Raw genomic sequence first — 19,072 nt, forward strand, 5'->3', positions numbered from 1 at the left:
CGCCGACTCGGTAGGATTCGCTGCGACCAGTACGACGCGATCAGAACTGAGTTTGCAACCGATGGCACAACCAATGACAGGTATCGATCCCACCGACCTGGAGACCTGCATCCGGGTGCTGAACGCGGCCGGTGAGCTCGACTCGGACCACCCCGATTCGGTGGCCCTGCAGCGGGCCAGCGGCAAGATGTTCAAGGAGCTCAAGCGGCGTCGCCGGATCGAGGCCCGGGACGCGGTCTCCGAGGCCGACCGCGCGGTCGTCGCCGCCACCGCGACCGGCTCGCCCGAGCGCATCGACGACGAGACCGCGGGCGTACTGATCACCTCCAACGCCCCGGGCGCCACGGCGGGCACCCTGATCCGCCCGCGCCCCTGCTACATCTGCAAGCAGCGCTACACCGTGGTCGACGCCTTCTACCACCAGCTCTGCCCGGACTGCGCGGCCAGCAGCCACGCCAAGCGCGACGCCAGCACCGACCTCACCGGCCGCCGCGCCCTGCTGACCGGCGGCCGCGCCAAGATCGGCATGTACATCGCGCTGCGCCTGCTCCGCGACGGCGCCCACCTGACCATCACCACCCGCTTCCCCAACGACGCGATCCGCCGGTTCAAGGCGATGGAGGACAGCGCCGACTGGATCCACCGGCTCCGCGTCGTCGGCATCGACCTCCGCGATCCCGCCCAGGTGGTCTCGCTGGCCGACTCGGTCGCCGCCCAGGGTCCGCTGGACATCCTGATCAACAACGCCGCCCAGACGGTGCGCCGCTCCCCCGGCTCCTACTCCGCGCTGGTCGAGGCCGAGTCCGGTCCGCTGCCCGCGGGCGAACTGCCGGACGTGCTCACCTTCGGCAAGACGAGCGACGCCCACCCGGCCTCGCTGGCCAGTTCGCTGCCCGAGGCCGCGCAGTCGATCGTGCACCAGGTCAGCGAGCTGGCCTTGGTCGCGGGTTCGGCCTCCCCCGAACGCATTTCGCAGGGCATCGCCATCGACGCGGGCGGGCTGGTCCCGGACCTCGCACACACCAACAGCTGGGTGCAGACCGTCGCCGAGGTGGACCCGATCGAGCTGCTCGAGGTGCAGCTGTGCAACTCGGTGGCACCGTTCATCCTGGTCTCCCGGCTCCGCCCGGCGATGGCCGCGGCAGCGGCCCGCCGCAAGTACGTGGTGAACGTGTCCGCGATGGAGGGCCAGTTCTCCCGCGCCTACAAGGGCGCCGGACACCCGCACACCAACATGGCCAAGGCCGCGCTGAACATGCTCACCCGCACCAGCGCCAAGGAGATGCTGGACGAGGACGGCATCCTGATGACCGCCGTGGACACCGGCTGGATCACCGACGAACGGCCGCACTACACCAAGCTGCGACTGGCCGACGAGGGCTTCCACGCCCCGCTCGACCTCGTCGACGGCGCGGCCCGCGTGTACGACCCCATCGTGCAGGGCGAACTCGGCGTCGACCTCTACGGCTGCTTCCTCAAGGACTACCGGCCATCGCCCTGGTGACCTGAGCCACCTGGTGCCTCGTGCTCGAAGTCCGTTGATGGGTGCCGGGGATCCACGTGGATGCATCGGAAGGCGGAGACGTCACGGGTAGCGGTGTTCTACCTGGGACGTCGACAACGCAGCGAGGCGCCGCGTGGGCCCCGGCAACCGCGAGAAGACTTCGGGCACGGGGCACTAGGCTCGGCGGCATGACCCGCACCCGCGACCTCGACGTCGTCGTCTACGGCGCCTCCGGCTTTGTCGGCAGGCTCACCGCCGAGTACCTGGCCCGCCACGCGCCCGACGGCACCCGGATCGGCCTCGCCGGCCGCTCCCGGGAGCGGCTCGAGCGGGTGCGGGAGTCGCTGCCGGGGGCGTCGGCGTGGCCGATCCTGATCGCCGACGCGGACGACCCGGACTCGCTGACCGCACTGGCGAAGTCGACGCACGTCGTGGTCACCACCGTCGGCCCGTACGCGAAGTACGGGATCGACCTGGTGCGGGCCTGCGCCGAGGAGGGCACCGACTACACCGACCTGTCCGGCGAGGTGCTCTTCGGCCGCGAGAGCATCGACCGGTTCCACAACGTGGCCGTGGCGTCCGGGGCCCGCATCGTGCACTCCTGCGGCGTCGACTCCATCCCCTCGGACCTCGGCGTGCACGTGCTGCACCAGCAGGTGAGCGCCGACGGCGAGGGCGACCTCACCGACACCACGCTGGTCGTCAGCGCGTTCCGCGGCGGGGTCAGTGGGGGCACCGTCGACTCGATGCGCAACCTGGTCGACACCGTGAAGGTGGACCGCCACGCCCGCCGGATCGCGGCCGGCCCGTACTCGCTGAGCCCCGACCTGGCCGCCGAACCCGACCTGGGCCGGCAGTCCGACTTCGAGATGGTGAAGGGCTCGGACATCGCGCCCGGCCTCGGCGGCCGCACCGCGCCGTTCGTGATGGGCTCGACGAACACCCGGGTGGTGCGCCGCAGCAACTCGCTGCGCAAGTGGGCGTACGGCCGCACGTTCCGGTACCGGGAGGTGATGAGCGTGGGTCAGTCGGCGCTCTCACCCGTCTTCGCCGCCGGGGTGTCGGCGGGGCTCGGCGCGCTGATGGCCGGTCTCGCCTTCGGCCCCACCCGCTACCTCCTGGACCGCGTGCTGCCCGCACCCGGCGAGGGCCCGAGCGAGAAGACCCGCAGGACTGGCCATTTCACGATGGACCTCTACACCACCACCAGCACCGGCGCCCGGTACGCGGCCCGGGTGCGCGCGCAGGGCGACCCCGGGTACGCCGCGACCGCGGTGATGCTCGGCGAGTCGGCGCTGGCGCTGGCGTTCGACGGCGAGAGGCTGCCCGCCGCCGCCGGCGTGCTGACCCCGGCCACCGCCATCGGCGACGCCCTCGTCGACCGGCTCCGGGCCGCCGGATTCGAGATCAGCGTCCGGAGGACGTAGTCGCGGTGAGGGGGCCGGCTGCCGTCGACCGGGCGGCGGCCAGCACCCCGAAAACCAGCAGCGCCTGCCCGGCGACGTAGGTGAGCATCACCGCGAACCCCTCGGCCGGCGGGTGGTACCAGTCCGCGAACGCGCCGAGCGCAATCATGGAGTCGGACAGCAGGAACAGCGCCCCGCCGACGGCCGCGACCCGGCCCAGCGCCGTGCTGAGCGCGGCCATCGCGCCAAGACAGATGCCGTAGACCAGCGCGGGTACGAGCAGCGGCCCCGCACCCGGCGCGCAGGCCGCCACCAGGGCAACGATCACCGCGACGTATCCGAAAACCGCCGGTCGGCGCAGCACGCTCGCCGCGCGGTAGGGCCAGAACGCGGCGATGTACGCCAGCTGCGCGAGCAGGAAGAACCCGATCATCACGAGAAACGCGGTGTCGCCGTCCGCGAGGTCCGGCGCGGCGTCGCCCAGCCAGGACAGGCCGAGCGCGGCCAGCGTCAGCCGGACCAGCCGTGGGCGCGGCGCGGCGGTGGCCAGCGCCAGGAACCCGGCGAGCAGCGGCATCAGGAACCACTGGCTCACGTTCGCCACGCCGTCCGCGCCGACGAGCTGGGCGGCCAGGTGGGTCACCGACACCGCGGCGAACGCGCCCAGTGCGGCTGCGGGCCGGCGTCCGAAAGGTCCTGCGGGGTCGGCAATCATCTGACCAGGGTAGGGCGTGTCTCTCAACCCCACTCGGATGCACCTGGCGAAGCAATCGCGGTCCGGCAAGGCGGAGGAGAAGCCGATACCGGGGTTGTATCGGCGCCGACGACAACGCAGCGGGGCAGCGATTGGGCGCCAGGGGCGCCGAAACGGGGGTTGGGAGATACGCCCGGTCTGCGGGTATAGCGTCCAGGGATGGTGTCCGCCGAGCTGCTCCTCACCGACTACCAGAACGGCTGCGCGCTGCCGCGCCCGTCGGGTCGGGAAGTCTTCCCGCCCGCCGACGGCTTCCTCTCGTCCCGGTTGCCGACCGCCGCCCTCGCCCTGGGGTCCGTCGGCGCGCTGGCCTCCGCCGTCGACCGGCTGCTCGCCTCCCGCGGCCTGGATCCGCACCCGTGGGCGCTCGACCCGGAGCGGGTCGCCGCGTCGTTCGCCGGGGACGCGATGATGCGCATCGACGGCGAACCGGTGTCCGGGTTCGCGCCGATGTCGGGGTTCTTCGCCGCCGCCGACGGGTGGGTTCGCACCCACGCGAACTACCCACACCATCGCGCCCGACTGCTGGAGGCGCTCGAGCTCGCGGAGGACTCCGACGCGGGCGTGCTGTCCTCGCGGATCGGGACGATGTCGGCGCAGGAGGTCGAGGACCGGGCCGCCGAGTCCGGCGCCGTCGCGGCGCGGGTACGGACCGAGGCACAGTGGTCGCGGCATCCGCAGGGGGTCGCCTCCGCCGTCGGGCCGATCGTCCGGATGGGCACGCCCGGGTCTGCGCCCGGCACCGACCCGACCCCGCTGGGTCACGCCGGCCGGACCACCGATCCGGCCCGACCGCTGGCCGGGCTGCGGGTCCTGGACCTGACCCGGGTACTGGCCGGCCCGGTCGCCGGGCGGGCGTTGGCGCTGCTCGGGGCGCAGGTGCTCCGCGTCGATCCGCCGCACCTGCACGAGATCGACTGGCAGCACCGCGACACCGGCCAGGGAAAGCGGTCGGCGCTGCTGGACCTCGGCTCCGACGACGGGGCTCGGGCGATGCGCGGACTGCTGTCCACCGCCGACGTGCTCGTCACCGGCTACCGCCCCGGCGCGCTGGACCGGTTCGGGCTCGCCGAAGCGGCCGCCGGGATGGTGCACGGCTCGGTCAGCGCGTGGGGCACCGACGGCCCGTGGGCACACCGCCGGGGTTTCGACTCCATAGTCCAGGCCGCGACCGGCATCTCGCTCGCCGAGGGCGGCGAACATCCCGGCGTGCTGCCGGTGCAGGCGCTCGACCACGCCAGCGGGTACCTGCTGGCCGCCGGGATCGTGGACGCGCTGACCCTGCGCCGCGGCGACGGCTCGGGGCGGACGGTGTCGGTGTCGCTGGCCAGGACCGCCCGCTGGCTGCTCGACGCGCCCGGACGGGTCGCCGATCCGGTGACCGCACGGGCGCCCGGCCCGGACACCACGGTCACCCACGGGGCGGTCACCGCCGCCCGTCCCCCGCTTCCCGGTTGTCAGAGCTACCCGTTTCCCGCCCACGACTGGGGCGCCGACGCCCCGCACTGGGTCTGACCGATGCCGGGGTCCGACCGGGCGTCGGGTGTGGTCGGGACGGGCTCGCGAGCTGGCAGAATCAGCCGGGTGCGCGAACATCGCTACGACCTGACCGTGACGTGGACCGGCAACAGCGGCAAGGGAACTGCGGACCCTCGCGCCTACGGCCGCGGACACGTCGTCTCGGCGACCGGCAAACCGGACCTGCCGGGCAGCTCCGACCCTTCGTTCCGCGGCGACCCGTCGCGCTGGAACCCGGAGGAACTGCTGGTTGCGTCACTGTCCCAGTGCCACATGCTCTGGTTCCTCGGCCTCGCGGCGTCGGCCGGTGTGGTGGTGACCGGGTACGTCGACCACCCGACCGGCACGATGACCGAGGAATCCGGCGGCGCCGGACAATTCGCCGAGGTGACGCTCCGGCCGGAGGTCACGGTGTCGCCGTCCGCGGGCTCGGCGACCGACGTCCGCGACCGGCTCGACGCACTCCACCAGGAGGCCCACCAGATGTGCTTCATTGCGCGCTCGGTGAACTTCCCGGTGCGCCACCAGGCCCGCGTCCGGATCGGGGCCTGAGGTGACCGACGAATCGGCATGGGTCCCGCTGATCCTCGACCTCGACACCGGCATCGACGACTCGCTGGCCCTGCTGTACCTGCTGGCCAGTCCCGAGGCCGAGATCCTGACGGTCGCGAGCACCGCGGGCAACGTGCCCGCCGCGCAGGTCGCCGCCAACAACCTGGCCTGGCTGGACCTGTGCGGCCGGCCGGACGTCGAGGTCACCCTCGGTTCGCCGGTGCCGCTGACCGATCCGCTCCGCACCACCGAGGACACCCACGGCCCGCAGGGCATCGGTTACGCCGAGTTGCCCGCGTCGGGCCGGCGGGTCTCGACGCGCAGCGCGACGCAGGCCTGGGTGGAGGTGGCGCGGTCCCGGCCCGGCGAGGTGACCGGACTGGTGACCGGCCCGCTGACCAACCTCGCACTCGCGCTCCGGCTCGAACCCGCACTGCCACAGCTGCTCCGGCGGCTGGTGGTGATGGGTGGCGCGTTCAACCATCCCGGCAACACCACCCCCGAGTCCGAGTGGAACATCTCGGTGGACCCGGAGGCGGCGCAGGAGGTGTTCGCCGCGTTCTCCGCGGCGCCCGCGGACCGCCGGCCGATCGTCTGCCCGCTCGACATCACCGAGACCATCGAGATGCGACCCGAGCACCTGCGGCGCCTCGCCGCGGCCGCGGGCAGCGTGCCGGCCGAGATTGTCACCGAGCTGGATCCGCCCGGAACCCGTTCGGCCGCATCCGTTCCGATCATCCGACATCTGTCCGACGCGGTGCGGTTCTACCTCGAGTTCCACCGCGACCACGGGCAGGGCTTCCTGGCCCACATGCACGACCCGTTCGCCGCTGCGCTCGCACTGGACCCGGCCCTGGCCGAGTACCGGCCCGCCACCGTCGACGTCGAGCTCGCCGGAACCCTCACTCGCGGTTGCACGGTCGCGGACTGGCACGGGATGTGGGGCCGCTCACCAAATGTCGACGTCGCGGTCCGGACCGATCCGGACGCGTTCTTCGCCCGTCTCGTCGACCGGGTCGGCGCCTTTGCCCGAGATCAGACGGACACCGATCTGCGCACGGGTTCGGACGAATTCAGGACTTAAGTCACACCTGTCACACGCCGGGTTGTAGCGTCGGACCAAACCCCACGAGGGACAGCACGATTGGGAGGTCTGGATGATCGATCGACGAAGGCTTCTCCTGGGTGTCGCGGGCGCCGGCCTGTTGGCGGGCGGCACCACCGCCGGACCGGCACAGGCGCAGTTGTCGTCGAACTGGCCATTGCCGCAACCGACCACCCCGCCGGCGGCCTCGCCGCTGCCGCCGGTGCCGGCTCCCACCGTCGCGCCTCTCCCGACATCCGCGCCCACCACGACCGCCGCCGAGCTGCCGTTGGCACTCGTCTACCGCGGACCCGCCTCCTCGCCGGGCTGCCCGGAGTCCGCCGCCGCACTGCTGCAGACGGCGCCGCGTCCGTTCCGCACCGCGTACGTCGGACCGCAGGAGAAGCTGAAGATCACCAAGAATGTCCTCGACACGGCCACCGTCTACGTGCAGCCGGGCGGCGGCACCCTGTCCGCGGCCTGGGTCGCGATGCAGCCGTACGCCAACGTCATCCGGAACTGGGTCTCCGGGGGCGGGAACTACCTCGGGTTCTGCCTCGGCGGCTACCTCGCCGGCGCGACACCGGGTTTCAAGCTGCTGCCCGGCGACACCTGGCAGTACATCACCGCGGCCGACGCGACGGTCACGACCACCGACGCCGCTCGGATCACCGTCCTCTGGCGCGGCGAACCGCGCACCCTCTACTTCCAGGACGGCCCGGTCTTCGAGCTGAACTCGAACCACACCGCGCAGATCCTCGCGACCTACGCCGGTGGCCAGGCCGCCGCGGTGGTCGCGGACTATGCCGCCGGCCGGGTCGGCGTCGTCGCACCGCATCCCGAGGCGCACAGCGGCTGGTTCCGCAGCGACGGGCTCTCGCCCACCAACGCGATCCACCCGGAGCTCGGACACGACCTGATCGAGACCACCGTCTACGGCGGCTGACGGCACCCCGGCAGGCGCTCAGGCGAGGCCGCTCTCCCTCGCAACCCGGATCGCATCGGCCCGCGTGTGCACGCCGAGCTTGCGGTAGAGGGACTGAAGTTGGGTCTTCACCGTGTTCGGCGAGACGTACAGGCGCGAAGCAATTTCCGCGACGGTTGCCCCGTCCACCATGGACCGGAGCACAGTCGCCTCCCGGCCCGTCAGGCTGACCCTCCGGACCGGGTCCGGGAACTGCGCCGCACGCTCCTCGGCCGGCAGCGTCCGCCACGCCTGCGGCGCGGGCAGCTCGGCCGACAGCGCGTCCACCGCGGCGGCCGGCACGGTCGTCAGCAGCCCGACCGCCCCGGTCTGCTCGACGAATGCCGCCACCCGGCGCCAACCCCGGCCGGCGGCCTCCGCCTCCCCGAGGGCGAGCGATGCGGCCGACCCGAGCAGGACCGCCTCCATCCGGGTCCCCGTCCACGCGTCGCCGCGGTGCGCCAGCTCCTCGCACTCCACGGCGGCGGTGCCCGGGTTCCCGGTTTGGAACTCGACCCGGGCCCGCGCCAGTGCCACCAGCGGGTGGGACCGGTACGTTCCCGCCACCGCTGCTCGCGCCTCGGTCGCGCGCCCCAGCGCGCAGCGGAGTTCCGCCTCCACCGCGACCAGCAGCGGACCGGACACGCTCCCTGGCCTCAACCAGCGGCCGTACACCGCGACGGCACGGCGCACCCGGTCCAGCCCCTCCTCCGCGGCACCCCGCGCCAGGTCCAGCCGGCACCGCGCGTAGACCGCGAAGCCCCAGAGCTCGTCGCGATCGGACAGGTCGTCGAGCTGGTCGAGGGCCCGCGCCGCCGACGCGGTGTCGAGGCGTCCCACCCCGACCAGCGCTCGAGCCACCAGACCGGGAACCCGCACCATCGGCCCGACCCATCCGGCCGGCACCCCGAACCGGGCCTCGGCCTCGAGCCACTGGTCGGCGAGGCCGTACTCGCCGGTGAGCGCATAGTTCAGTGCGAGCGCCCCCGCCGCGTTGCGGGCGGCGAACTCGATGCCACCGAGCTCGCTGGTCCGGTACGCCCGCAGCAGATCGGTCGTCGACTCGCCGAGGTCGCCGGCGAGTTGCCGGGTGATACTCCACTGCAGCCGGAGCAGCGGCAGGATCTCGTCGACCTCGGACCGGTCCGCCGCCGCGGTGCCGGCGGCCAGGGCCGAGGTGTGAACGGCAAGGTCGACGGCGCGGCCGAACTCCCCGGCGAACCGCAGGACCATCATCTGGACCGTGTTCAGGATGAGGGTGTCTCGAAGCGAGAGCGGCGCCCGACTCCCCGCGGTGCGTCCGGCCGGCCCGGCCGCACCCGGATACGGGACCTCGACCTGGTCGGATCCCCAACGGACGAAGAGCTCACGGGCCGCCTTCACCGTGGGGAAGCCCTCGACCACCGACGGCGGCAGCGCGGTCAGGCTCTCCCGCAGCACCGTCGGCCGGGTGTGGATCATCTCCACCCAGTTTTCCCCCACGATCGACAGCGCGAGGTCCCACTGCTCCGCCTCGACCGCGTGCACCAACGCCTCGGGCAGGTCTCCGGACTGCTGGAAGTGGCGGGCCAGGACCGCGGACTCCGGGAGGCTCCGCCCACCGTGCTCCGCCCTGGCGGCCCGGACCAGCGCGGTCCGGACCGCCGGAGGGTAGACCCACTCGTCGATCTGCGGGCCCGCCGCACGCACCAGGACGCCGGACCGCTCGAGGGTCAGGAGGTGCGACCGGGCGCCGTCGCCGGTCAACGCCGTGGCGACGGCCACCGTCACAACGGCGGCGACCGAGGTCGAGAGCAGGAACGGGCGAAGCGGCGCGAGCTCGGCGTCACCGAGGAACTGGTCGGCGACGTACCGGTCGACCGCGGCGTCGAGCGCATCGGTCGAGCGGGCCCGCTCGACCTCGTAGTCGGCGCCGAACACGCGGGCCACGGCCAACGCGGACCTCACCAGCCCGGCGTGCCCACCCACCGCCGCGTGGATGCTGCGGTAGGTCCGCTCGTCGAGGACCACGCCCGACCGGGCGAAGTACTCGGCCGTCTCCGACTCGGTGAAGGACAGCTCGGCACCGACGAGCACCGTCGCCTCGAGTTCCGCGGGCCAGTGGTCCGCGAACCCCGCGCCCCAGCGCGTCGTGACGATCACCCGGGTGCCGGGCCACGACCGCAGCAGTCCGAGAATCCCGGTCCGGTGGTCCTCCTCGCGGAGCAACTCGGGCAGGTCGACGACAACCGCGGTGCCCACGCTCGGGTCGACCCGACGCAGCACCTCGTCGACACACCGCCAGTAGTCGGCCGGATCAAGGCCCGTGGCGGGCGCCGGGACCAGGACGGCGTGCAGGTGCGCCGCCGCGGGAGTCGCCAACCATGACTGCACGAGCGCGGACTTGCCGGAGCCCCGCGGACCACCGATCACCGTGAGCGGGCGCCCCTCGTCCAGTCGGGCGAACAGCCGTGGGCGCAGCGCGACCGTCGGATCGGCCACCAACACTGACCCAGCCCCAGACCTGACGACCTCACCACAGAACGTCTCGAACACCCTGCACCCCCCTCGGCCGGTCAACTGTGTGGTCGGGCGGGCGCGTCGTTCCGTTACCGCAAACCGGACATTCAGCGCATCGCCCACCCTCCACTCGAAGTTACCCGCGATGTCACTGGACGCAAACAGCGCCCAAACTTCAGGGTGATCCAGGACACTCGCAGTGGTCGAAACCGGGTGAAGACGAGGTTGAAATCTGCACCACACCGGATGGCCCCGGGTCCGTCGCATCACCCCCGACTGCCGATTCCGGCCGAATCCCAAGACCTCGGCCGAGGCGTGTTCCACCCCGACGTCGATGCCGCCAGACGCCGTACAAAACTATCCACACGCAGGCCATTCATTGCCAAACCTGGACCCACGGTAGGGATTTGGACGACCGTCCGGAAAGGGTCCACTCGCCCGCCGGGCCCGGGCGAGGCCAGCGGTCACCCATCCACTGAGACGCCACCGGCACGCCGACGACGCCCAACCCCCATGGTTCTATGGCCGTGCTGTTCGCATCAAAGTTAACCATCAAATAACTTTCGCCTGGGGGGGCCTCCTTGCACGAAGACATGACAGCACCGATGCGGCGGGTGGAGCCGAGCCCGGCCGGAGGGTCCACCTTCCGGCCCCTCAGTCGTCGGCTCAACCATGTCTTCGAGGCCACCGCCGACCTCACGCCCTCCGCCGTGGCGGTCGAATGTGGGTCCGTCCGACTGACCTACGCCCAGCTCGAGTTCCACGCCAACCAGCTCGCCCACCAGCTCACCGCGCTGGGCAGCGGGGTGGGGTCGCGGGTGGCGATCCTGCTCGAACGCTCGCCCGCCACGTACGTCGCACTCCTCGGTGTGCTCAAGGCCGGCGCGGCCTTCGTGCCGATCGACCCGGCCTCGCCGGCCGACCGGATCGCGTACATAACCGAAGACGCCGGGGTGGACCTCGTCGTCACCACCGCATCGTTCGGGCAGACCCTGTCCACGCTGCACACCAACTGGCTCGAGCTCGACACCCAGGCCGCCGAGATCTCCGGCCAGCCCGGCACCCGGCCGGACCTCGAGATCCTGCACAAGGACCCGGCCGCCTACGTCATCTACACCTCCGGTTCCACCGGAAGGCCCAAGGGCGTCGAGGTCGCGCAGTCGAGCATCTGCAACTTCCTCGACGTGGTGCCCGAGGTCTACGACGTGCAACCCACCGACCGCGTGTACCAGGGCATGACCATCTCGTTCGACTTCTCCATCGAGGAGATCTGGCCCACCTGGGCCGTCGGGGCGACGCTGGTCGCCGGCCCCACCGACTCCCGCCGGCTCGGCGGCGAACTGGCGGACTTCCTCGACGACGCCGCGATCACCGTCCTGTACTGCGTGCCGACCCTGCTCGCGACCATCCCCCGCGACCTCCCCCGGCTGCGCAGCATCCTGGTCGGCGGAGAGGCCTGCCCCCGCGAGATCGTCGAGCGCTGGGCGCGGCCGGGAAGGCGGATCCTCAACACCTACGGGCCCACCGAGGCTACGGTCACCGCGACCTGGTGCGAGCTGCTGCCCGGCCGCCCGGTCACCATCGGCGTACCGCTGCCCACCTACTCGGTTGTCATCCTCGACGAGGACCGGTACCCGGTCGCCGACGGTGAGGTCGGCGAGATCTGCATCGGCGGACCCGGCGTCGCCCGCGGCTACGTCGGCCGCCCAGACCTCACCGCGGACCGCTTCTTCCCGCATCCCTTCGCCGGACCCGGCGGACGCCTCTACCGCACCGGCGACCTGGGCCGCATCACCGACGACCGCGAGATCGAGTACCTCGGGCGCGCGGACAGCGAGGTCAAGATCCGCGGCCACCGCGTCGACCTCGGCGAGATCGAGAGCGTGCTGCTCGAGGACCCCGCCGTCGCCAGCAGCGTGGTCACCCTGGCCACCGTGGCCGGCTCCGAGCACCTCGCCGCCTACCTGGTGCTGCGGACCGGTTCGGCCCGCCAGGGCGGCTCCCCTGAACTGATCGAGCGCCTGCACCGGGAGGCGCACTCGCGCCTGCCCGACTACATGGTGCCCACGTTCGTCGACATCGTCGACGAGCTCCCGATGATGCCCAGCGGAAAGGTCGACCGGCCCCGACTGCCTGAGCCGACCGGACAGCGTCTGGCACTTGCGACCGGGCCCGTGGTGGCCGCCGCGTCGGACCTCGAGCGCACCCTCCAGGTGCTGTGGGCCGAACAGTTGGGCGTCGAGGCCGACGCCCTGTCCGTGGACGCGAACTTCTTCACCGAACTGGGTGGACATTCGCTGTTGGCCGCGCAGCTGGTGACCACGCTCCGTGAGCGCGGCGTCGACGACGCCCTCGGCATCCGGGACGTGTACGCAAACCCGACGGTCCGGGAACTGGCCGCTGCCCTGGCGCCCGCGGCCGGTCAGGCCGCGGTCGCGGCGCCGCCGGTGGACAAACTGCCCCCGCGGGTACCCCGTAGCTCGGAGGTGGCCCGGGCCGGCGGCGCACAGGGCGGGCTGCTGCTGCTCATCCTCCTGGTGGTCACCCTTCCCGTCTCGGTCGTCTACAGCCTGCACGACGGCCAGCCCTCCTTCGGCGCGCTGGTGGACCTACTCCTGGCAACCGTGCCGACGTATCTGCTGGTGCGCTGGGTACTGCCGGTACTGCTGGTCCGCCCACTCTCCCGCGGCATCGAGCCCGGCACCTACCCCCTGTGGGGCGCCACCTACCTCCGACTGTGGATGGTCGAGCACCTGATGATGCTCTCGCCCATGCCGGTGCTGAGCGGGTCCCCGATGATGGCGAGCTTCCTGCGCGCCACCGGCGCCGAGGTGGGCCGCGACAGCTACATCGGGACCAGTACGGTGCCCTTCCCCTCGATGGTGACCATCGGCGACCACGCCTCGATCGGCTACAACACCGACCTCCGCCCGTGGCATGTCGCGAGCGGCTGGGTAGTGCTCGCGCCCATCGTGATCGGCGACCGCGCCTTCGTCGCCGAGAACTGCGTCCTCGAGCCCGGTTCCGGGATCGGCGACGGCGCGATGCTCGGCGAGCAGTCCACCCTCACCCGCGGCTGGCGGATCCCGGACGGCCAGCGCTGGATCGGCTCACCGCCGTCCGAGGTGCCCGCGCTGAGCGAGAGCGTCGAGGCCATGCACGCCGCCGGACCCGCGCCGAGCTGGACCCGCCGACTGACCGCCGCTGCCTGGGGCGGCCTGGCCCTGCTGGAGCTGCTGGCCATCGCGACCATCGTGCCCAGCCTGGTCATGGTCTGGGCCGTGCTGCTCGAGTACGGCATGATCGCCGCACTGCTCGCGACGCTGCTGTCCGGCGCCGTCTACGTGCTCACCGTCTGCGCCGTGGTCGCAGGCGGCAAGAAGCTGATCCTGCCGAATCTGCCGGCGGGCGAGTACCCTGCCGCGTCCGGCCTCGGGATCCGGAAGTGGATGACCGACAAGCTCTTCGAGATGAGCCTGACCTACAACAACTCGCTCTACGCCACCCTGTACACGGCACCGTGGCTGCGCCTGCTCGGCGCCCGAGTCGGCGTCGGCGCCGAGGTCTCGACGGTGGCGCACATCGACCCGGACCTGCTCACCATCGGCGACGAGAGCTTCGTGGCCGACATGGCCAGTCTCGGTGGGGCGACGGTCTGCAACGGCCGAATGCTGTTCGAGCACACCGAGGTCGGGACCCGAGCGTTCGTCGGCAACGCCGCCATGCTGCCGAGCGGGACCCGCACCGGCGACGGCTCGCTGATCGGTGTGCTCACGGTGCCGCCCGCCGGCGGCGTGCCGCCGGACACCTCGTGGCTCGGCTCGCCCGCGATCTTCCTGCCGGCGCGTCAGGACAGCGGCGACTTCGACGACTCCGAGATCTTCAGCCCGAGCCGGGGCGTCGTCGCCCACCGGCTCTTCATCGAGTTCTTCCGGATCACGCTGCCCGCCACCGTGGTCGGGGTCAGCCTGTACTTCTACCTGCTCGGCCTGTCCCAGTTCGCCCGCAACACCGGCATGTTCGTGACCGTCGTCGTAGCCCCGTTGCTGGCGCTGGCGACGGCGTACGGCGTGGTGCTCTACGCGGCCGCGGTGAAGCGGAACATGGTGGGCACCTACGTGCCCCGCGTCGAGCCGCTGTGGGCGAAGTTCGTCCGTCGCGCCGAGTTCGCGACCGGTGTGTACGAGGCTGCCGCGGTACCGGTGCTGCTGCACCAGCTGATGGGCACCCCGTTCCTGCCCCCGCTGCTGCGCAGCTTCGGCGCCACCATCGGCCGCCGCGCCTGGATCGGCACCACCTACCTCACCGAGTTCGACCTGGTCCGGATCGGCGACGACGCCACCGTCGGGGCGGGTGTCTCACTGCAGACCCACCTCTTCGAGGACCGGGTCATGAAGATGTCTACGGTCACGGTCGGCGGCAGCGCCACCGTCGGTACTCGCTCGATCGTCCTCTACGACGCGGTGGTCGGCGACGGTGCCGAACTCGATGCGTTGTCGCTGCTGATGAAGGGCGAGCAGTTGCCGCCGCACACCCGGTGGCACGGGATCCCGGCACAGGGAGTCCGCTCGTGACCACCCGTCGTCCGCTCGCGCTGGTCTACCGCGGCGGGGCCACCGGGCCCGGCTGCCCCGAGTCCGTCGCGTCGCTGCTGCGCCGCAGTCGGTGGAACTTCGACATCCACTACGTGGGGCCCCGGGAGGAGGTCAAGCTCACCCGCGCGGCCCTCGGCGTGGCGACCGTCTACGCGCAGCCCGGCGGCGCCACCCTGGGACCGGCCTGGCGGCGGATGCGTCGGCACCGGGACACCATTCGCGGGTTCGTCTCCGGAGGCGGCCGCTACCTCGGCTTCTGCCTCGGCGGCTACCTGGCCGGGGCCACCCCGGGCTTCGACCTGCTACCCGGCGACACCGACCAGTACATCGCCTCCGCCGGGGCAGCCGTGGCCTCGACCGACGCCACCACCGTCGAGGTGCGGTGGCGCGGATACCGTCAACCCCTCTATTTCCAGGACGGACCCATGTTCGAGCTGAACGCGGCCCCTGCCGCCCCCGTCGAAGTCATCGCAAACTACGCCAACGGGCAGGTGGCCGCGCTCGCCACCGACTTCGGTTCGGGCCGGGTCGGCGTCGTCGGCCCGCACCCGGAGGCCGATGCCGACTGGTTCGCCGACTCCGGCCTGCGCACACCCGAGTCCACCGGCGTCGCCGCCGGGCTGGACCTGATCGACGCGGTGATGTGCTGACCATGAGCGTCACTCCGGACACCGCGGCCGTCTCGCAGCCGACCGCCGCTCCCCCGACCCGCAGGGCCTCGCGCCTCGTCGGCGTCGACGCCACCCGCGGGCTGGCGGTCCTGGGCATGATCGCCGTCCACTCCCTCAACGAGTACGACGACGCCGGCGAACCCACCTGGATGTTCTCACTCGCGGCCGGTCGCGCCGCGGCCATCTTCGCGGTGCTCGCCGGGGTGAGCATCGCGTTCATCTCCCGACGTCGCCGCCTGCATCGCGGCCCCGAGGCCACCGGAATCAGCGCGTCGCTGGCCGCCCGGGCGGTCGTGATCGGACTGATCGGACTGTCCCTGGGATACACCGACATCGAGTTCGGCGTGGTGATCCTGACCTACTACGCGGTCATGTTCCTGCTGGCCATCCCGCTGATCTACCTCTCGACCCGGACACTGCTGGTGTCTACGGTCGCCGCCGGACTGCTGCTGCCGGTTCTCAGTCAGGCGCTGCTGCCCCACCTGCCCGAGTTCCTCGACGAGCAGCTGAGCTTCGGGGCGCTGTTCTCCGATCCACTCGGCGTGCTCTCGACGCTCGTCTTCACCGGCGAGTTCCCCGCGTTGGTCTGGATGACGTACGTGGGCGCGGGCCTCGTGGTCGGCCGGCTCACCCTGACCTCGATCCGCGTCGCCGCGGGCCTGGCCGGTACGGGCGTCGCACTGATGCTCGGTTCCGCCGTCACCTCCTGGGCCCTGCTGAACCCGTTCGGCGGCCTCGAACACCTCGACGCCACCACCGACGACGACGTCATCGCCGAACTGCTGGCGTTCGGCGGCGACGGCACCGTTCCCACCACCACCTGGTGGTGGCTCGCGGTCGACGGCCCGCACACCGGCACCCCACTGGACCTGGCCGCGACCATCGGCAGCACCCTGGCCGTGCTCGGGGTGGCCCTGCTGCTCGGCCACGTCACACGCCGGTACCTCGCGCTGGCCGTCCGGGTGCTGTTCGTCCCCCTGGCCGCCGTCGGCAGCCTGTCGTTGACGGCCTACGTCGGCCACATCATGTTCGTGAACTCGGACTTCGACGTGTACGGACCCTGGTCCGGCTACCTGCGCCAGGTGGTGGTGATGATCGCCCTGGCCATCGTCTGGAAGGCCACCGCCGGCCGTGGCCCGCTCGAGGGACTGGTCACCGCCGTGACCAGCCGGGTGCGCCGCCGCACCGAGGACTGGGCCCGGCGCCGGTCTGCCGCGCACAGGCCGGCGTGAGTACCGGGCGTAAGCAGCTGACCCGGCGGCGGTTCCTGCTCGGTGCCGGGACGGCGGCGATCGGCGGCGCCGCCGCCGGCTGGGCACTTCACGAGCGGCCCGACGATCGACCGGTGGCGCTGGTGTACCGGGGGAAGGCGTCCTGCTCGGGCTGCTCCGAGGCCGTCGGGCGGCTCCTCGAATCGGCGCCGGACCCGTTCCGGGTCGTCTACTGCGGACCGGACGAGGACGTCGAGCTGACCACGGAAGCGCTCGCCGGCGCCGCCGTCTACGCCCAGCCCGGCGGCGGTGAGGTGCGTCCGGCGTGGCGCCGGATGCGCTCGCACGCAGCCGACATCCGGGCCTACGTCCACGGCGGCGGCAACTACCTCGGCTTCTGCCTGGGCGCCTACCTCGCCGGGACCGACCCCGGTTTCGACCTGGTGCCCGAGACCGTGCACCGCTACCTCGGGACAGCCGGCTCGGAGGTGCAGGACACCGACGACACCGTGATCGAGGTGAACTGGCGCGGCGAGCGGCGGCACATGTTCTTCCAGGACGGCCCGGAGTTCACCGGGGCCTGGGTGACCGCCCCGGAGACCACGGTGCTGGCGCGGTACCGGACCGGGACCGCCGCGGCCGCCGTCACAAGTTACGGCGCCGGCCGGGTCGGGCTGGTGGGCCCGCACCCGGAGTCCGACGAGAGTTGGTACCGCGGACCCGGACTGACCAACCCCGACGGCATCCGGTTCGACCTCGGTCACGACCTGGTCGCCGCGACCGTCGCGCGCTGACCCGCGTCAGCCGGTGGGGGTGACGGCGGGTGTCGGCGCCACGGACAACCCGGTGTAGATCTCGTCGAGAACCGTGGGCAGCAAGGCATTTGCCGTGGTCCTGCCGTCGGGCGAGAGGGTCAGATTCGTCCAGATCACCAGCGTCACGTCGTTGTCCGGGTCGTGACCGATGAAGGAGTTGAAGCCCGGAAGCTCGCCGCCGTGGTAGTACATCGCGGCGTTCGGCCCGAAACGCTGGTACGTGATGCCGTAGCCGTACTGCCGTCCGTCGGGCGAGCTCGGGTCCTCCGGCTGCAGACTGTCGAGCCACTGCTGCTGGTGGTCGGCGTCGAAGACCTTGCCCGACACCAGCGCTCGGGTCCACGTGGCCAGGTCGTCGGCCGTTGAGATCACCGCCCCGGCGGCGGTGGCGTAGGACGGGTTCTGGTGGGTGTAGTCGAGGGGTTGCAGGGCGCCGCTGCGTGCGGCGGCCTGCAAGTCGGCGGGGTACGGCTTGTCGACCATCGCGTAGGACGTGTCGCCGTACATGTAGCCGCGCGAGTAGCGCTCCGGCAGCGAGTTGTCGTCGGCCGCAGGCAACGAGGTCCGCCCCAGCCCGAGCGGGCCGAACAGCCGATCCTGCAACTGCCGGGCCAGCGGGCGTCCGCCGGCCTTCTCCGCCACCAGGCCCAGCAGCGCGTAGTTGGTGTTGCTGTACTCGAATGCCGTGCCCGGCGGAAACCCCGGCGGGTGCCGGAAGGCGATGTCCAGCACCTCCTGGGGTGTCCAGACCCGTGCCGGGTCGGCGTCCAGGGCCGCCGACAACTCCGGCGCGTCCGTGTAGCCGTAGAGCCCGCTGCGCATCTTCAGCAGCTCCGAAATGGTGATGTTGTCGCCGTCGGGCACGTCCGGCACGTAGGCGGACACCGGGTCGTCGAACCGGAGCTTGCCGTCCTGGGCCAGCAGCACGATCAGCGCCGCCGTCATCGTCTTGGTGTTCGACGCGACCCGGAAGTGGGTGCCGGTGTCCGGCGGGGTCTGCGCGCCCAGCTCGGTGGTGCCGACGACCGCGTCGAAGGTGCCCTGAGGGGTGCGGAGCTGAACCACCGCGCCGGGGACCATCAGCACCTCGGCGGCGTCCGCCACCGCCGCCTGAAATGCGGCCGGGTCGATCGGCTTCAGCGCGGCCGATGCCGGCGCGGAGACGGTGTTCGCGACGGATCGCGACGAACTGGTGGTGTCCGACGTGCCCGAACAGCCGGCGATCGCCAGCGCGGCGCACGACGTGAGGACCGCGAGTCGGGTGGCGCGTGCGTGCCGGAGGCGACGCCCGCCGTGGCGAGAGCCCGGACTGCGGTCCTTGCGGGAAACCCTCATGGTCGGCACTTCCGCCCCTGCCCCGGGCCGAGTACCGCGCCGATGAGCGGTACCTGGTGGGTCGACCTCGCGGGCGCCGTAATCCTACCGCGGCGACCCCACAGATCAGGGGCAGAGCGCCTCTGACCTGCCTCGGAGCGGTTCGGCCGGGCATGCCGAACCGA

The 19,072-nt window shown here is 71.9% G+C and carries 13 protein-coding genes; 10 read left to right on the plus strand and 3 right to left on the minus strand.

Going from position 1 to position 19,072, the window contains the following annotated elements; genetic code table 11:
- Positions 1-61 precede the first annotated feature (61 nt).
- Complete coding sequence (locus RT2_RS10810) at positions 62-1,504, plus strand: SDR family NAD(P)-dependent oxidoreductase (protein WP_072844771.1); 1,443 nt, start codon at positions 62-64, stop codon at positions 1,502-1,504.
- A gap of 188 nt (positions 1,505-1,692) precedes the next feature.
- Positions 1,693-2,931 (plus strand): saccharopine dehydrogenase family protein, encoded by a 1,239-nt coding sequence (locus RT2_RS10815; protein WP_072844772.1) that lies wholly within the window; start codon positions 1,693-1,695, stop codon positions 2,929-2,931.
- Here RT2_RS10815 and RT2_RS10820 read toward each other — a convergent pair.
- Positions 2,912-3,625: a lysoplasmalogenase gene (locus RT2_RS10820; RefSeq protein WP_072844773.1), complete on the minus strand. Its 714-nt coding sequence runs from the start codon at positions 3,623-3,625 to the stop codon at positions 2,912-2,914. The genes RT2_RS10815 and RT2_RS10820 overlap by 20 nt on opposite strands.
- Positions 3,626-3,823: 198 nt before the next feature.
- Here RT2_RS10820 and RT2_RS10825 point away from each other — a divergent pair, with 198 nt between their 5' ends.
- The 4 genes from RT2_RS10825 to RT2_RS10840 all read left to right on the plus strand — a co-directional run bounded on the left by RT2_RS10825 (position 3,824) and on the right by RT2_RS10840 (position 7,764).
- A complete protein-coding gene (locus tag RT2_RS10825; protein WP_083577306.1) occupies positions 3,824-5,179 on the plus strand; it encodes a CoA transferase in 1,356 nt (451 codons plus the stop codon).
- A 69-nt stretch (positions 5,180-5,248) separates the two neighbouring features.
- Positions 5,249-5,734, plus strand: a complete 486-nt coding sequence (locus RT2_RS10830) for an OsmC family protein (RefSeq protein WP_245709259.1) — start codon at positions 5,249-5,251, stop codon at positions 5,732-5,734.
- A gap of 1 nt (position 5,735) precedes the next feature.
- Complete coding sequence (locus tag RT2_RS10835; protein WP_083577308.1) at positions 5,736-6,818, plus strand: nucleoside hydrolase; 1,083 nt, start codon at positions 5,736-5,738, stop codon at positions 6,816-6,818.
- 73 nt (positions 6,819-6,891) lie between these two features.
- Entirely contained in the window at positions 6,892-7,764 is an 873-nt protein-coding gene (locus RT2_RS10840; RefSeq protein WP_083577309.1) for a BPL-N domain-containing protein, read from the plus strand.
- 18 nt (positions 7,765-7,782) lie between these two features.
- Here RT2_RS10840 and RT2_RS10845 read toward each other — a convergent pair whose 3' ends face one another.
- Entirely contained in the window at positions 7,783-10,263 is a 2,481-nt protein-coding gene (locus tag RT2_RS10845) for a helix-turn-helix transcriptional regulator (protein WP_139191175.1), read from the minus strand.
- Positions 10,264-10,874: 611 nt separating this feature from the next.
- Here RT2_RS10845 and RT2_RS10850 point away from each other — a divergent pair.
- From RT2_RS10850 to RT2_RS10865, 4 genes are read left to right on the plus strand one after another with little or no spacing between them, the layout of a single operon-like run.
- Positions 10,875-14,855, plus strand: a complete 3,981-nt coding sequence (locus tag RT2_RS10850) for a Pls/PosA family non-ribosomal peptide synthetase (protein WP_245709258.1) — start codon at positions 10,875-10,877, stop codon at positions 14,853-14,855.
- Positions 14,852-15,526, plus strand: coding sequence for a BPL-N domain-containing protein (locus RT2_RS10855; RefSeq protein WP_072844776.1), 675 nt, complete (start codon positions 14,852-14,854; stop codon positions 15,524-15,526). The genes RT2_RS10850 and RT2_RS10855 overlap by 4 nt, the downstream gene beginning before the upstream one ends.
- Before the next feature lie 2 nt (positions 15,527-15,528).
- A complete protein-coding gene (locus RT2_RS10860) occupies positions 15,529-16,779 on the plus strand; it encodes a heparan-alpha-glucosaminide N-acetyltransferase domain-containing protein (protein ID WP_072844777.1) in 1,251 nt (416 codons plus the stop codon).
- A complete protein-coding gene (locus RT2_RS10865; protein WP_245709256.1) occupies positions 16,776-17,552 on the plus strand; it encodes a BPL-N domain-containing protein in 777 nt (258 codons plus the stop codon). Before RT2_RS10860 ends, RT2_RS10865 begins: the two co-directional genes overlap by 4 nt.
- Positions 17,553-17,558: 6 nt before the next feature.
- Here the strand turns inward: RT2_RS10865 and RT2_RS10870 are convergent, their stop codons facing one another.
- On the minus strand, positions 17,559-18,908 hold the full coding sequence (locus RT2_RS10870; RefSeq protein ID WP_083577321.1) for a serine hydrolase domain-containing protein: 1,350 nt from the start codon (positions 18,906-18,908) through the stop codon (positions 17,559-17,561).
- Positions 18,909-19,072 lie beyond the last annotated feature (164 nt).

The sequence above is a fragment of the Rhodococcus tukisamuensis NBRC 100609 genome (genome assembly GCF_001894985.1).
Lineage (GTDB): Bacteria > Actinomycetota > Actinomycetes > Mycobacteriales > Mycobacteriaceae > Rhodococcus_G > Rhodococcus_G tukisamuensis.

Excerpts from the sequence above, each read along its gene's own strand:
- RT2_RS10860 (WP_072844777.1), top strand. The coding sequence starts at position 15,529 with ATGAGCGTCACTCCGGACACCGCGGCCGTCTCGCAGCCGACCGCCGCT.
- RT2_RS10840 (WP_083577309.1), top strand. The coding sequence starts at position 6,892 with ATGATCGATCGACGAAGGCTTCTCCTGGGTGTCGCGGGCGCCGGCCTG.
- RT2_RS10825 (WP_083577306.1), top strand. The coding sequence starts at position 3,824 with ATGGTGTCCGCCGAGCTGCTCCTCACCGACTACCAGAACGGCTGCGCG.
- RT2_RS10870 (WP_083577321.1), bottom strand. The coding sequence starts at position 18,908 with ATGAGGGTTTCCCGCAAGGACCGCAGTCCGGGCTCTCGCCACGGCGGG.
- RT2_RS10820 (WP_072844773.1), bottom strand. The coding sequence starts at position 3,625 with ATGATTGCCGACCCCGCAGGACCTTTCGGACGCCGGCCCGCAGCCGCA.
- RT2_RS10810 (WP_072844771.1), top strand. The coding sequence starts at position 62 with ATGGCACAACCAATGACAGGTATCGATCCCACCGACCTGGAGACCTGC.
- RT2_RS10815 (WP_072844772.1), top strand. The coding sequence starts at position 1,693 with ATGACCCGCACCCGCGACCTCGACGTCGTCGTCTACGGCGCCTCCGGC.
- RT2_RS10850 (WP_245709258.1), top strand. The coding sequence starts at position 10,875 with ATGACAGCACCGATGCGGCGGGTGGAGCCGAGCCCGGCCGGAGGGTCC.